Source organism: Mesorhizobium sp. BR1-1-4, from assembly GCF_020165375.1.
GTDB lineage: Bacteria > Pseudomonadota > Alphaproteobacteria > Rhizobiales > Rhizobiaceae > Mesorhizobium > Mesorhizobium australicum.
Map to the genome: position 1 here is coordinate 306,898 of NZ_JAIUIB010000001.1, position 14,807 is coordinate 321,704.

The window sequence follows — 14,807 nt, forward strand, 5'->3', positions numbered from 1 at the left end:
TCAACGCCGCGCGTCTCATCGACGCGCGGCGTTGATTACAGCCGAACGGTCTCGGCAAGAAAGTCGAGAAAGGCCCGCACACGTGCCGGCAGGTGTTTGCCCTGGCCGACATAGACGGCATGCGTCGGCTCTTCGTCGCCGGGGTTGAAATCTTCCAGCAGCGGCACCAGCCGGCCGGCGGCAATGTCGGGTTCGACATGCCAGCGCGCCAGTCGGGCGATGCCGGCCCCGGCGACGGTCGTTTGGCGCATCGCCTCGCCATCGGTCAATGCCAGGTTTCCGACAACCGGGGTGATCACCGGCGCGCCTGCCGTATCGATAAAAGGCCAGCCGTCGATATGCCGCGCGAAACTGAAGGCGAGCATGTTGTGACGCCCGAGATCGGACAGCGTGCGCGGCGTGCCATGTGCTTCGAGATAGGAAGGTGCCGCGACCACCACCATTCGGCTTTGACCGAGCTTGCGCGCCACCAGCCTCGATTCGCGCAGCGGCCCGGCGCGGATCGCGACATCGGCCCGCTCTTCCAGCAGGTCGATCACGCTGTCGGTCAGCACAGCCTCGACGAAAATTTCGGGATAGCGCTCCAGAAAGCGCGGCAGCAGTTCCATCAGCCGGTGTTGGCCGAACGGCACGTAGCTGTTAACTCTCAGCCTGCCGCGCGGCGCGGCTCCTGCCGCCGCTTCACGCTCGGCCTTATCCATGTCGGCGAGCACGCGCACGCCGCTGTCGTAGAACGCCGTCCCTTCCGGCGTGAGCTGGAGCTTGCGCGTCGAGCGGCTGACAAGCCGCGCCCCAAGCCGGGTTTCGAGCCGTGCTATCAGCTTGCTCACCGCCGATGGCGTCATCCGCAGCCGCCGCGCCGCGGCCGAAAAACTACCGGCCTCGACGACGCGCACGAAGACTTCGATCTCGCCGGAACGGTTGATGTCGGGCCTGGCCATCTGTGAATCTATTTCACAAGAAGTATGCCTTGGGCAAGTCTGGTTCACAACATCGCGGATCACGATCTTCCGGGCCGGGGCGCGGACTGAGCGTCCTTCGCCGACAGATGGGACCATCGCCATGCCTCTTGCTCTTTATGCCCTCGCCGCCGGTGCTTTTGGCATCGGTGTTACCGAATTCGTCATCATGGGCCTGCTTATCGATGTCAGCAAAGACCTCGGCGTGTCGATCTCCGCCGCCGGCCAATTGATCTCTGCCTATGCGCTCGGTGTCGTCATCGGTGCACCCTTGTTGACCATCGCCACGGGCAACTGGCCGCGCAAAACCGTGCTGCTGGCGCTGATGGCGATCTTCACGATTGGCAACCTCGCTTGTGCGCTGGCGCCCGATTACTGGACGCTGATGGGTGCCCGCATCATCACCGCCTTCGCCCACGGCACCTTCTTTGGCGTCGGCTCGGTCGTCGCCACTGGTCTGGTCGCGCCCAACAGGAAGGCTTCGGCGATCGCGCTGATGTTCACCGGCCTGGCCATCGCCAACATCCTAGGCGTGCCCTTCGGCACCTGGCTCGGCCAAGCCTTTAGCTGGCGTGCGACCTTCTGGGCGGTGACCGCCGTCGGCCTGGCGGCCTTCGCCGTCATCCTCGCCCTGGTGCCGCGCGGCCAGGCAGCGCCCGAGAAGAGCGATCTGCGCGCCGATCTCGCCGTTCTGCGCCGCACGCCCGTCCTGCTCGGCCTCGCCACCACGGTGCTCGGCTATGCCGGCGTCTTCGCCGTCTTCACCTACATCGCCCCGTTGCTCACCGAGATCAGCGGCTTCAGCGAAGCCGCTGTATCGCCGATCCTGCTCGTCTTTGGCGGCGGCCTCATCGCCGGCAATCTCGCCGGCGGCAAGATCGCCGATCGCTGGCTGGTGCCGGCGGTGCTCGGCAGCCTCATGGTGCTGGCGCTGGTGCTTGCCACGATGAGCTTCGCCATCCACAGCCAGGTCATGGCCGTGATCTATGTCGGCCTGCTCGGCGCCGCCGCCTTCGCCACAGTGGCGCCGCTGCAGATGTGGGTGCTGGAAAAGGCGCAAGGCGCCGGCCAGAGCCTGGCCTCATCGTTCAACATCGCCGCCTTCAATCTCGGCAATGCGGCCGGCGCCTGGCTTGGCGGCGCGGTCATCGCCCATGGCCTTGGACTGGGTTCGCTCACCTGGGTCGCCGCGCTGCTGCCGCTCGCGGCACTCGCCGTGGCCGGACTGGCGCTCCGCCTTGATGGTGGCGCCGCATCAGGTGCGCCTGTCTCCGTCCGGTCGTGACGCCAGCCGGCACCCGAATCCTCTCGACCTCTTCACAAACCACCAGGAGCAAGAAAATGGACTATCGACGTCTCGGCGCATCGGGCCTGAAAGTCCCGGCGCTTTCATTCGGCGCGGGCACCTTCGGTGGCTCCGGCCCGCTGTTCGGCGCCTGGGGCAACAGCGATGCGCAGGAAGCGCGGCGGCTGATCGACATCTGTCTCGAGGCCGGCGTCAACCTGTTCGACACGGCGGACGTCTATTCGAATGGCGCCTCGGAGGAGGTGCTCGGCGAAGCGATCAAGGGCCGTCGCGATGCGGTACTAATCTCGACCAAGACAGCGCTGCCGATGGGCGACGGGCCGGGCGACTACGGCTCCTCGCGCTCGCGGTTGATCAAGTCGGTCGACGCCGCGCTGAAGCGCCTCGGCACCGACTATATCGACCTTCTACAACTGCACGCCTTCGATGCCGGCACGCCGATCGAGGAAGTGCTGTCGACGCTGGATGACCTCGTTCGCTCCGGCAAGCTGCGCTATGTCGGCGCCTCCAACTTCTCCGGCTGGCAAGTGATGAAGTCGCTCGGCCTGGCGGAGAAGCTCGGCTATCCCCGCTATACTGCGCATCAGGTATACTATTCGCTGCTCGGCCGCGACTATGAATGGGAGCTGATGCCGCTTGCCCTCGACCAGGGCGTCGGCGCGCTGGTCTGGAGCCCGCTCGGCTGGGGCCGCCTGACCGGCAAGATCCGCCGTGGCCAGCCTCTGCCGGAAAAGAGCCGGCTGCACGAGACGGCTGATTTCGGGCCGCCGGTCGGGGACGAGCATCTCTATCGGGTCATGGATGAGCTCGACGCGGTGGCGCAGGAAACCGGCAAGACCGTGCCGCAGATCGCCATCAACTGGCTGCTGCGGCGCCCGACCGTTTCCTCCGTCATCATCGGCGCCCGCAATGAAGAGCAGCTGCGCCAGAACCTCGGCGCCGTCGGCTGGACGCTAACGCCGGAGCAGGTGAAGAAACTCGATGCCGCAAGCGAAGTCACCGCGCCCTATCCGTACTTTCCCTATCGCCGCCAGGAAGGCTTCGCCCGCCTCAACCCGCCGGCGGTTTGAGCCGCGCTGGCGTTGAAGCTGCCATCTCCCCCCTTGCGGGGGAGATGTCCGGCAGGACAGAGAGGGGTGTGAAGGAACGCGGCGTTGACTAGAACCACTAGCGGCGAACGGCCCCATGGATAATTGCTGAGATGTCGACGGGACAGCACCCCCCTCTGCCCTGCCGGGCATCTCCCCAGCAAGGGGGGAGATCAGCTGTATCACCGCTCAATGCAGCACGAACTCGCCATCCACCTTGCGCCATTCATTCGGCGCGATCAGCTTCTGGTGCGTGTAGACCACCGAATGCAGTGGCCCGTCGAGCTTGGCTTTCCAGAATTCGATGAACCGGATCAGCACCGGAAACCTCGGAGCGATGTCGTAGTCCTGCCAGACGAAGCTCTGCAGGAGATGCGGGTGGTCGGGGAAATGATAAAGAATCTTGGCCGTGGTCAGGCCGTAGCCTTTGAGCATCAGGTCCATTTCAAGATGGTGGTGCATTATGGTCCCCTTGGGCGGTCCCCTGGTTGATTCTCCTTTCCTCCCAGCTGCCAATTGTGCGCGCCGTTACTTAACTGTCTATTGATTTTTGTTGATCTCAAAGGGGACTTTTCGCGTAAAAACATGCGGTTAGCAGCGAACCGCGTCGAGTGCTGACAGTTCCGGAAAGCGCCCCTGCGGCATCCCGCCGCGCGAATCCAACGTCTAATGTTGCCGTCGCGACGGAACTGGTAATAATGCCGCCGAATTCGCGGCTGCGTCGCCGCGATCCCGCGGGCGTTTCAAGCCGGCGGACTGGTTCGGGAGGAAAGCCAAGAAATGTCCGAGGTTCATGTCCATCGCGTCCAGCCGGCGTGGAAGAAGAACGCCCTGATCGACAATGACACCTACCTCAAATGGTATGCCGACAGCGTGAAGAACCCGGACAAGTTCTGGGGCAAGCACGGCAAGCGCATCGACTGGTTCAAGCCCTTCTCCAAGGTCAAGAACACCTCCTTCGACGGCAAGGTCTCGATCAAGTGGTTCGAGGATGGCCAGACCAATGTCTCCTACAATTGCATCGACCGCCACCTCAAGAAGCGCGGCGACCAGACCGCCATCATCTGGGAAGGCGACAACCCCTACGACGACAAGAAAATCACCTACAACGAACTCTACGGGCACGTCTGCCGGCTCGCAAATGTGATGAAGAAGCACGGCGTCAGGAAAGGCGACCGCGTCACCATCTACATGCCGATGATCCCGGAGGCGGCCTACGCGATGCTGGCCTGCACGCGTATCGGCGCTATCCATTCGGTCGTCTTCGGCGGCTTTTCGCCGGACGCCTTGGCCGGTCGCATCGTCGATTGCGAATCGACCTTCGTCATCACCGCCGATGAGGGTCTGCGCGGCGGCAAACCTATTCCGCTCAAGGAAAACACCGACAAGGCGATCGACATCGCCGCCAAGCACCATGTCAAGGTCAAGACCGTTGTGGTCGTGCGCCGCACCGGCGGCAAGATCGGCTGGGCGCCGGGACGCGATGTCTGGTATCACGACGAAGTCGCGACGGTTAAGTCTGATTGCAAGCCGGAGAAGATGAAGGCGGAGGATCCGCTGTTCATCCTCTACACGTCGGGCTCGACCGGCAAGCCGAAAGGCGTGCTGCACACCACCGCCGGCTACCTCGTCTATGTGTCGATGACGCACCAATATGTCTTCGACTATCATGACGGCGACATCTATTGGTGCACCGCAGATGTCGGCTGGGTGACCGGCCACAGCTACATCGTCTACGGGCCGCTCGCCAACGGCGCCACCACGCTGATGTTCGAGGGCGTGCCGAACTACCCCTCTCAGTCGCGCTTCTGGGAAGTCATCGACAAGCACAAGGTCAACATCTTCTACACCGCGCCGACGGCGCTGCGCGCGCTGATGGGTGCCGGCGACGCGCATGTGAAGAAGACCTCTCGCAAGTCGCTGCGCGTGCTGGGCTCGGTCGGCGAGCCGATCAACCCGGAAGCCTGGGAGTGGTATTTCAACGTCGTCGGCGACGGCAGGGTGCCGATCGTCGATACATGGTGGCAGACCGAGACCGGCGGCATCCTGATCACGCCGCTGCCGGGCGCCACCGACCTCAAGGCGGGTTCGGCGACACGGCCCTTCTTCGGCATCAAGCCGCAGCTGGTCGATAGCGAGGGCAAGGTGGTGGACGGTGCGGCCGACGGCAACCTCTGCATCACCGATTCCTGGCCCGGCCAGATGCGCACCGTTTATGGCGATCACGACCGTTTCGTGCAGACCTATTTCTCCGCCTACAAAGGAAAATACTTCACCGGTGACGGCTGCCGCCGCGACGCCGATGGCTACTACTGGATCACCGGCCGCGTCGACGACGTCATCAACGTCTCCGGCCACCGCATGGGCACGGCCGAGGTCGAATCGGCCCTGGTCAGCCATGACAAGGTTTCCGAGGCCGCCGTCGTCGGCTATCCCCATGATATCAAGGGCCAAGGCATCTATTGCTACGTCACCCTGATGGCCGGCGGGCAGCCGAGCGAGGATCTGCGCAAGGAGCTTGTCGCCCATGTCCGCAAGGAGATTGGCGCCATCGCCACGCCGGACAAGATCCAGTTCGCGCCCGGCCTGCCCAAGACGCGTTCGGGCAAGATCATGCGCCGCATCCTGCGCAAGATCGCCGAGGATGATTTTTCCGCGCTCGGCGACACCTCGACGCTTGCCGATCCGGCCGTGGTCGACGACCTCGTTGCCAACAGGCAGAACAAGAAGGGCTGATGCGGGAAGACGCGGTATTGGGCACCGTCACCCAGTTGTGGCGCTATCCGGCAAGTTCGCTCGCCGGCGAGCGCCGGGACACCATCCTGGTTGGACCGGTTGGCGTCGAGGGCGACCGCCTGTTCGGCCTCGTCGATGCCTCGGACAATGAGATCGCCCGGCCGGATCGCGACGTGAAATGGCACAAGGTGCCGCGCATCCGCACCCGGCTGAGCCGCGACAGCGAACTGGAAATCGCCGTCCCCGATGGCGACTGGCTCGCCGCCCCCGGCGCCGAATGCGACCGCGTCGTGTCGGCCTATCTCGGCTTCCGCGCCTCGATCCGGCCGTTCCGCGGGGAGAACGCGGCCGGCTATGCCGGGCCGCTGACCGCGGAGCGCTACCGCAAGGCGCCGATCCATCTCCTGACCACGGCCTCGCTGGCACGGCTGCAGGCGCTCCATCCGGAAGGGGCCTCCGATCCGCGCCGCTTCCGTCCCAACGTCGTCGTCGAAATGGCTCCGGTCGAGGGCTCGTTTCCTGAAACCGAATGGATCGGCAAGAAGCTCGCCATCGGCGACCTCGTCCTGACCATCTCGGAGCCGTGCCGCCGCTGCGGCTTCACCATCATCGCCCAGGATGGTTTCGACCATGACCCCGCCATCCTGCGCAATCTGGTCCGCCACAACGCCCACAATCTCGGCGTCTACTGCACCGTCGACCGGCCCGGTCGTGTCGAGACCGGCGCGCCGATGCGGTTCGTCTGACCTTCCGGCCCAAGCCTATCGATAAAGATCCGCCCGCGTCGGTGGCAGGCCGCTCGGGCCTCGCGCGCGTTTGGTGGCGACAGTCTGGAATATCTGCGCCGAGGCGCGTTCGAAGGTGATGGAGCAGCCGCTCAGGTAAAGCAGCCACAGCCGCGCCTTGGCTTCGCCGACCTCGGCGATCGCCTCGTCGAACCGCGCCTGCAGACGCTCGGCCCACAGCCTGCAGGTGCGGGCATAGTGCTCGCGCAAATTCTCGACGTCATAGACGAGGAAGCCGTGTGCTTCGAGATTGCCTGATGTCATGCCGATCGTGTCGAGTTCGCCACCCGGGAAGATGTATTTGATCAGCGCCTTGTATTCCGGCCCCTTGCGCAGGGTCTTCTTGACGTCGCCCTTGCTGCGCCTGGTGATGGCATGATGCAGATAGATGCCACCCGGTTTCAGCAGCCGGTGGACGGCGGAGAAATAAGCGGCATGGTTTGCCAGACCCAGATGCTCGAACATGCCGATGGACGATATCTTGTCGAAGGTACCGGTGAGCTCCGCGTAGGACTTTATCTCGATGGTGATCTTGTCCTCCAGACCCTCGGCGCGAATGCGCTCGCGCGCTAGTGAGGTCTGGGCTTGCGACAGCGAGACGCCGTGTCCGACGACTCCATAATGTTTTGCCGCGTGGATCAGCATCGCGCCCCAGCCGCAGCCGATGTCGAGCAATCTTTCGCCGGGTTTCAGCCGAAGCTTGCGGCAGATATGGTCGAGCTTGTCGACCTGCGCCTCGTCAATGCCGTTTGCGAAATCCTGGAAATACCCGCAGCTATAGACCATGCGCTCGTCGAGAAAGAGCCCGTAGAAGGCGTTCGAGATATCATAGTGATGCTGGATCGCCTCCTTGCTGGAGCCGCTGACGAACGGGTTGCGCCCTGCGAGATCAACCCGCGACGCCATCTGCTTTCTCGAAAACAGCACCGCCGGCAAGTCACGCAGAAGCGCCCGTTTCGGCAGCGCCTTCAGCTTCGACCGCAGCTTGCCCGTCGAAGGCAGGGCATAGAAATCGAACAGCGATCCGTCCTCGATGTCGACTGCCTTGGATATCCACATCTCGATAAGGGTCGACAGGGACGGTCGGCGAACGATCTGCCAGACAATATCGTGGTCGTTGATGACCAGCACGGGGCCGGTGGCGGGGCCGATCCGCTCGCCGGTCCACAGCCTGACCGCGAAGCCGGGCTTGATCGCCTCGACTACCGTTCGAACGATGCGCGCAGCTCTTTCGGTGGCGTCCATGCCCTTCCCCGCGGTCGATGACGCGATGTTGTCCTTTTGGGCCGCGGATCGCAAGCACGTCACGCTTTTTCCACCCGGCATCTTGTCATTTGCTGCAACGCACCCCATCATGAGTGTGTGTTCAACAAATCGAAAGGAGGTGATCCGATGTCGAGTGATTTCGTTTTCCAGAACGTGGGCTCAGCGGATTGCACTTTCGGGAAGCAGTCTTCCCGTTAAGGCGCGAGATGCGCGGTTGGTGACGTAAGCGTCACCACCATTGAGCCGCGCCATGGACGGAAACACGGAAGGCCGCCGGCTTCGAAAGAAGCGGCGGCCTTTTCCTTTTTACGTCTATTGGGTCAGTACGACCTTTTCGGTGTTGCGGATGATTTCCTGAAAGGCATTATCCAATTCCAGCCCGGTGGACACCTCGAAATAATGTCTCTCGGCGGCGGAGGCGTCTTTCGAAGAACAATCCTTTAGCACCGCCTTTGCCTGATCCCTCTCGGTTGCCGACATATCCTTATCGTTGAGGTCGAAGCCGATGGTGAAAATCTCGATGTCGTCATTTTTCATATTGTCGCACAGCGTTTCAGCATTGCCGCGCGCAAGATTGCCCTGGCTGTTGTATCTCCCAGCAACACCCGCGAAGGCGGTATTGAACTGGCCATCGGTCATCAGGATCGCAACCTTGGCGACCTTCTTCGCATCGGCGTTCGAAGCGCCGTTGCCGAGACCGGCATTCTCGATCGCAGCGCGCCATTGCGGCGACAGCATGTAATAGGTCCACTGAATGGCGATCGCGCCGGCCGTATAACCATCGGCCTGGAAGTCGTCGATCGAATCAAGCAATGCCTCCGAATCCGCGGTCAGCGGGATCACTTGCGCGTCAGGACACTTGTTCATTCCCTGGTCGCTGAGATGATCGTCCCGATTCACCAGGGCATAATATTTCTTGCCGTTCCTGTCTGTGCGAACCGTGTCAGGGCCATCGGCGCTCAAGTCGGCATCGCCGTTCTTATTCTTGCGCTCTGTGGCGCAATTATCCGGGTGTGGCATGGCCGCCCCAACAATGGAGACGTAGTCGCTGAAGGACGGCAGCAGATTTTTGCCCGTCTTGGCAACGAGAAGCGAACTGCCGGCGACGGGTGGTAGTTCAGAACTCCCTTGCTTCTCGGCATAGACGTTTTCGGCCAGTTTTCCGGCGTTCACGCCAGATGCATAGGGCACAATCGCGACACGGACGCGGGGGTTCTTCGGGTCTTGGTTCTCGAGCATCGTCTTGACGGCGTTCGTCGCAGCGACTTTCAGATCGCCGATCTTGTTGACGTTGCCCCGCCTGGCCATCGATCCCGTTATGTCGAGCATCATGGCCACCTCTATCTGCTTGTCGGAATAGAGCGCTTTGGTGGAAGCGCCGACGCGCTGCATGTCACCGGTGCTGAACAACGGGAAATAGAGGCCGACATCGACGTGGGCATCCGCCTGGACCGTGTTGGCGGTCCTGTCGACGATCAGCTTGTCGAGCACGATCTGGCCAGCGTGCAGAATGCCCCCCGTGCCGTTGGCGTCGAGAAAGGCCTGCACGGATTTGTTTGCGTCGGCCTCCTTGATGGCGCCGGTGGTCAGGTCACGTGCCGTCGATGTCACTGCCGCGTCGAGCACGCCCTGCAGGCTCGATCTGGCGTTGTAGAGCTGCGTGATATTGACCGAGAAGCCTGCGGCCAGCGCCAAGACCGAGGCGGTAAAGCCGAACAGGATCGCGAAATTTCCACTGCGGTCCCTGGCGAAGCCGCCGACCGCGTGAACAAGACCCCCGTAATTCCGCATCCAACAGCCTCCACTTGCCTCGGCCTCGTCGCCGCGTCGGGGGCAATGCAGGATTCCGGCCGGAACGAGAGGAGACCCGATCCGCGATCGTGAACTCGCCAGCAGAAGATTGCTTTTATTGGATTTTCACGGGGCAAGAAGGTGAACGGCCGGTAAACGTCAGCGTGTATCCGCGCGCGTCTTTACCGGACGCTTACCATGCCCATAGCGAAGTGCTGGTCCGGTGTCCGGCGACGTCTTGTTGCGGCACAGCATCTCTGTCCCGAAGCGGGCCAACTGTCGCAGGATGCGAAGCATGTCGAGGCACAAACCCGGCCAGGTGTCTTGAGATTCAGATCAGGCCAAGCCATTGCCAGGCCGGCCTCACCTGAAGCTAGGCTAGCATCCGCGCGCTGACCGTCCTGTCGATGCCGTGATAGGGTGGATTGAACAGCCTGCCTTCCTGTTCGTAGGTCCATACCTTGAACAAGCTGAGCCGGTGCGGGCCGAAACTGTGCAGCAAGGGAACGTCGGTGGCGTCGCGGCCGCGCGCAATGACGACGCGACCGGTCCTCGGCCGGTTGTGGCGCGGGTCGAACGTATACCACTTGCCGTCCAGGAAGGCTTCCATCCAGGCCGAGAAATCCATCGGCGCGGGATCCGCCGGCACGCCGATATCGCCGAGGTAGCCGTTCACGTAGCGCGCCGGAATGTTCATGCAGCGGCAGAGCGTGATCGCCAGATGGGCAAAGTCTCGGCACACCCCGACACGTTCCTCGTGCGCTTGCGCGGCGGTGCGGGTCGAACGGGCATAGCCGTAGCCGAAGGACAGGCGGTTATGGACATAGTCGACGATCGCCTGCACCCGCGCCCAGCCGGAAGGAAGATGGCCGAAGAGCTGCCAGGCAAGGTTACTCAGATGATCCGTCTCGCAATAGCGGCTGCCCAGGAGATAGAACAGCACCTCGTCGGGCAGCTCGGCGACGGGCATTTCCCGGGCCAGCGTATTGACCTCATCCGTCTCGCCGCTGTCCTCCACGACCGCGTCATAAAGGATGCGAAAGCCGCCGGCCGGCGCCGTGAAGCGGCGGCAGGCATTGCCGTGCAGGTCATGATAGAGTCTGGTCGGCACCGAAGGCGAGGTCAGGACACGCGTCTGCCGCTTGATGTCGGCCTGCCTGTCCTTGTGAATCTCGAGCAGCGAAATCACCGGAGTGGCCTCGGCGCATTCGATGGCAATCTCATAGCCGAGGCGTATCAGCATGGGCGTCGTCCCTTGGTTCGCGTGGTGGGAATTGTACGTTTGAAACGTTGCAAGGTGACGGTGGTTCCCTGGATCGCGCCCCAAATGCGCTCGCGCGCCTTTCCATGTCACCGCCTTGGGGTTACGGTTGCGTCCTCCCTCGACCCCTCCCCCGCACTTCAAGGAAAATCATGTTTGCTGGCAGAAAATTCGCCGCCTTCCTCTTCGATATGGACGGCACGCTCATCAATTCCATCGCCTCGGCGGAGCGGGTCTGGGGCGATTGGGCGCGGCGCCACGGCCTCGACGTCGCGGCCTTCCTGCCGACGATCCACGGCGTACGGGCGATCGAGACCATTACCGCCCTGGCGCTCCCGGGCGTCGACCCGAGACACGAAGCGGATCTGCTGCTGAAGGCCGAGGCCGACGATCTCGACGGCATCGTCCAGATCGCCGGCGCCGTGGCATTCCTCAATTCCCTGCCGCCGGAGCGCTGGGCGATCGTAACCTCGGCGCCACGCTCCTTGGCGCTTGCACGCATGAAGGTCGCCGGCATTCCCGTCCCCGCGGTCCTCGTCGCGGCGGAGGACGTTTCCCGCGGCAAGCCGGCGCCAGATTGCTTCCAGCTCGGCGCAAGACGGCTTGGCTTCGACGCGCACGATTGCCTGGTGTTCGAGGACGCCCCGGCCGGCATCGCGGCGGCGGAGGCGGCGGGCGCTTCGGTCATGGTGATCAACGCCACGCACCAGCATCCCCTGGCAACACAGCACGCCGCGATATCAGGTTATGACGCAATCGGCATCACCGTCGACGAGCGAGGCTGGGTTGCGCTCGAGCCGCAGCGCAACGCTGCTTGAGATCAGTCGCTAGAAATCACTGGTCAGGCCTTTGACCTCCCAGTCACCATAGCGGCCGGGCTCCTTGCCGCCACGGCCGCCGATCTCCCGCGGAAGTGCTGCTTCCTTGCGGCGGTAGTCCTGCCGCCTTGCCTCGGCTTCCTGCAGCGCGCGGCGGGCGGCGGGCGTCAGCTCCTGTTGCGGCGTGCCATCGTCCGGGCCGGGCAGCGTTTTACTGGTTTCGTCGTTCATGCGATATTTCCAGTGGATTGAAACGGGAACGGGCGTTTCCCATCATATAGCGATGACCTCACGAGGATCGAGCCTTTTTCACCACCATCCGGACAGGAGCAGACGATGAACACCATTCGCACCGCCATGCTTCTCGCCGCCATGACGGCGCTGTTCATGGGCGTCGGTTTTTTGATCGGCGGTTCGGGCGGCATGATGATCGCGTTGGTCATTGCCGCCGGCACCAATTTGTTCAGCTACTGGAACGCCGACAAGATGGTGCTGTCGATGAATCGCGCCGTCGAGGTCGACGAGAAAAACGCGCCGGAATATTACGCCATCGTCCAGGCGCTGGCCAAGCAGGCCGGCCTGCCGATGCCCAGGACCTATCTGATCGACAATCCGCAACCGAATGCCTTTGCCACCGGCCGCAATCCGCAGAACGCGGCGGTCGCCGCCTCCACCGGCCTGCTGCAGCGGCTGACCCATGAGGAGGTCGCCGCCGTGATGGCGCATGAGCTCGCCCATGTCCAGCACCGCGACACGCTGACCATGACCATCGTGGCCACCTTTGCCGGCGCCATCTCGATGCTCGGCAATTTCGCCTTTTTCCTCGGCGGCAGCCGCGAAAACAACAATCCATTCGGCTTTGTCGGCGTGCTGGCGGCGATGATCGTGGCGCCCTTCGCCGCCATGATCGTGCAGATGGCGGTCAGCCGTACTCGCGAGTACGAGGCCGACCGGCGCGGCGCCGAAATCTGTGGACATCCGCTGTGGCTGGCCTCCGCGCTTGACAAGATCGCCCGCGGGGCCGAACGCATTCCCAATCCCGATGCCGAGCGCAATCCGGCGATGGCGCATCTCTTCATCATCAACCCCCTGCATGGCGAGCGCATGGACAGTCTGTTCTCCACCCATCCGAGCACCGACAACCGCATCGCCGCGCTGCAGGCGATGGCACAGCGGATGGGCGAAGGCGCTCCGCCAGCCACGCAGCGCCAAGCGCCGATGTCAACGCAGGCTGACGAGCCGGAGATGACCGGACCGTGGGGCAAGCCAACCGCGCCAGAACCGGCGACCGGGCCGGCCAGCCCAAAATCCAATCCGTGGGGTCGCAATCCGACCGGGCCCAAGGGCCGGTGGTCGTGAGCGTCGCGGGCAGGGCACCTCGACGCACGGTTCCAGGCGATCAGGATCACAATGCCGGCGGCGAATTCGTTGCCGGCCTTGCCGCGCGCAAGGCGGCGGCGCGACTGCTGGCCGCCGTCATCGACGCCCGCACGCCGCTCGACGGCCTGACCGATCACGAGAACGGCCATCCGCAATACAAGGCGCTCGATCTGCGCGACCGTGGCCTGGTACGCGCCATACTGGTCACCGCGCTGCGCTACCGCATGGCCATAGCGGGGCTCCTGGCGCGGCGCCTGGAAAAGCCGCTGCCGCCCAACGCAACCGCCTTGTCCCATATCCTGCATGTGGCGGCGGCGCAGATCCTGTTCCTCGATATTCCCGACAGCGCCGCCGTCGACCTCGCGGTGACCCACGCCAAGTCCGATCCTCGCACGCAGCGCTTTTCCGGCCTGGTCAACGGTGTGCTGCGCACGCTCGCGCGGGCCAAGGAATCCGAGCTTCCGGCCGCGCTTGCCGCCACCGACGAAGCGCCGAAATGGTTTTCCGACCGGCTGAAGGCCGCTTACGGCGCCGAGAAGGCCCGGCGGATCCTGGCTGCCCACCGCCACGAGGCGCCGGTCGATTTCTCGGTCAAGGCCGATCCCGAACTCTGGGCCGAAAAGCTTGGCGGCATTGTCCTGCCGACGGGCACGGTTCGGGTGGAGAAGCTTGCCGGCGCCGTCACCGAATTGCCGGGCTTCGCGGAGGGTGCATGGTGGGTCCAGGACGCGGCCGCCAGCTTGCCGGCAAGACTGTTCGGCGATGTCAGCGGATTGCGCGTCGCCGATCTCTGCGCCGCGCCCGGCGGCAAGACCGCGCAGCTCATTCTCGCCGGTGCCAAGGTCACCGCCGTCGACACTTCGAAGAACCGGCTGGCGCGGTTGACGCAGAACCTTGCGCGCCTCGGCCTCTCCGCCGAAATCGTCCAGGCCGATCTGCTCAAATACGAGCCGGCGGAGTTGTTCGACGCCGTGCTTCTCGACGCGCCATGTTCCTCGACCGGTACCGTTCGGCGACATCCCGACGTGCCGTGGACCAAGACGGCGGCGGACGTCGAAAAACTCGCCGACCTGCAACGCAGGCTGCTCGCCCGCGCCGTGATGCTGGTCAGGCCCGGCGGCCGGATCGTCTTTTCCAATTGTTCGCTCGATCCGCGGGAAGGCGAGGAACTCTACCGCGCCTTCCTGGTCGACAATCCGGGGGTGACCACCGATCCGATCCGGCCGGGTGAATTTGCCTGTCTCGACCCGTTCCTCACATCCGATGGCGCGCTGCGCACCACGCCCGCCGACATGGTGCAGGGCGCACCCGCGATTTCCGGCCTCGACGGCTTCTACGCGGCCCGCATGCGGCGTGCCGGCTAAAGCAATCCCAGGAAAAGCGTGTAACGGTTTCCGTCCGGAATTGCGTGAAGACA

Annotated in this window: 13 protein-coding genes; 7 read left to right on the plus strand and 6 right to left on the minus strand. The window is 63.6% G+C overall.

The annotated features are described in order from the left end of the window. Window positions 1-35: 35 nt before the first annotated feature. Window positions 36-941 carry a LysR family transcriptional regulator gene (locus LB571_RS01550; protein WP_140616571.1) on the minus strand — a complete coding sequence of 302 codons (906 nt, stop codon included), beginning with the start codon at window positions 939-941 and terminating at the stop codon, window positions 36-38. Window positions 942-1,062: 121 nt separating this feature from the next. On the opposite strand from LB571_RS01550, the gene LB571_RS01555 reads away from it, so the two are divergent. Together LB571_RS01555 and LB571_RS01560 are read left to right on the plus strand one after the other, a co-directional pair. Next, window positions 1,063-2,244, plus strand: coding sequence for an MFS transporter (locus tag LB571_RS01555; RefSeq protein ID WP_224591777.1), 1,182 nt, complete (start codon window positions 1,063-1,065; stop codon window positions 2,242-2,244). Window positions 2,245-2,300: 56 nt separating this feature from the next. Next, on the plus strand, window positions 2,301-3,335 hold the full coding sequence (locus LB571_RS01560) for an aldo/keto reductase (protein ID WP_224591780.1): 1,035 nt from the start codon (window positions 2,301-2,303) through the stop codon (window positions 3,333-3,335). 207 nt (window positions 3,336-3,542) lie between these two features. Here LB571_RS01560 and LB571_RS01565 read toward each other — a convergent pair whose 3' ends face one another. Next, window positions 3,543-3,815, minus strand: a complete 273-nt coding sequence (locus tag LB571_RS01565) for an usg protein (protein ID WP_140874681.1) — start codon at window positions 3,813-3,815, stop codon at window positions 3,543-3,545. Window positions 3,816-4,133: 318 nt separating this feature from the next. Between LB571_RS01565 and acs the strand changes: the two genes are divergently transcribed. Continuing rightward, window positions 4,134-6,089, plus strand: a complete 1,956-nt coding sequence (gene acs, locus LB571_RS01570) for an acetate--CoA ligase (protein WP_224591783.1) — start codon at window positions 4,134-4,136, stop codon at window positions 6,087-6,089. Further along, window positions 6,089-6,835 carry an MOSC domain-containing protein gene (locus tag LB571_RS01575; RefSeq protein ID WP_224591786.1) on the plus strand — a complete coding sequence of 249 codons (747 nt, stop codon included), beginning with the start codon at window positions 6,089-6,091 and terminating at the stop codon, window positions 6,833-6,835. The genes acs and LB571_RS01575 overlap by 1 nt, the downstream gene beginning before the upstream one ends. A gap of 15 nt (window positions 6,836-6,850) precedes the next feature. On the opposite strand, the gene LB571_RS01580 is transcribed toward LB571_RS01575, so the two are convergent. The 3 genes from LB571_RS01580 to LB571_RS01590 form a co-directional block, all read right to left on the minus strand. Further along, window positions 6,851-8,119 carry an SAM-dependent methyltransferase gene (locus tag LB571_RS01580; protein WP_224591788.1) on the minus strand — a complete coding sequence of 423 codons (1,269 nt, stop codon included), beginning with the start codon at window positions 8,117-8,119 and terminating at the stop codon, window positions 6,851-6,853. A 333-nt stretch (window positions 8,120-8,452) separates the two neighbouring features. Continuing rightward, on the minus strand, window positions 8,453-9,931 hold the full coding sequence (locus tag LB571_RS01585) for a TadE/TadG family type IV pilus assembly protein (protein ID WP_224591792.1): 1,479 nt from the start codon (window positions 9,929-9,931) through the stop codon (window positions 8,453-8,455). 373 nt (window positions 9,932-10,304) lie between these two features. Continuing rightward, window positions 10,305-11,174, minus strand: a complete 870-nt coding sequence (locus LB571_RS01590) for a transglutaminase-like domain-containing protein (RefSeq protein WP_015315150.1) — start codon at window positions 11,172-11,174, stop codon at window positions 10,305-10,307. A 170-nt stretch (window positions 11,175-11,344) separates the two neighbouring features. Between LB571_RS01590 and LB571_RS01595 the strand changes: the two genes are divergently transcribed. Beyond that, complete coding sequence (locus LB571_RS01595) at window positions 11,345-12,010, plus strand: HAD-IA family hydrolase (protein ID WP_224591795.1); 666 nt, start codon at window positions 11,345-11,347, stop codon at window positions 12,008-12,010. Between the two features lie 9 nt (window positions 12,011-12,019). Here LB571_RS01595 and LB571_RS01600 read toward each other — a convergent pair whose 3' ends face one another. Further along, window positions 12,020-12,241: a DUF1674 domain-containing protein gene (locus tag LB571_RS01600; RefSeq protein ID WP_140874673.1), complete on the minus strand. Its 222-nt coding sequence runs from the start codon at window positions 12,239-12,241 to the stop codon at window positions 12,020-12,022. 105 nt (window positions 12,242-12,346) lie between these two features. Here LB571_RS01600 and htpX point away from each other — a divergent pair, with 105 nt between their 5' ends. Together htpX and LB571_RS01610 are read left to right on the plus strand one after the other, a co-directional pair. Next, window positions 12,347-13,369: a zinc metalloprotease HtpX gene (gene htpX, locus LB571_RS01605; RefSeq protein WP_015315147.1), complete on the plus strand. Its 1,023-nt coding sequence runs from the start codon at window positions 12,347-12,349 to the stop codon at window positions 13,367-13,369. Then, window positions 13,366-14,754 carry an RsmB/NOP family class I SAM-dependent RNA methyltransferase gene (locus LB571_RS01610; RefSeq protein ID WP_224591798.1) on the plus strand — a complete coding sequence of 463 codons (1,389 nt, stop codon included), beginning with the start codon at window positions 13,366-13,368 and terminating at the stop codon, window positions 14,752-14,754. Before htpX ends, LB571_RS01610 begins: the two co-directional genes overlap by 4 nt. The last annotated feature ends 53 nt before the right edge of the window (window positions 14,755-14,807 follow it).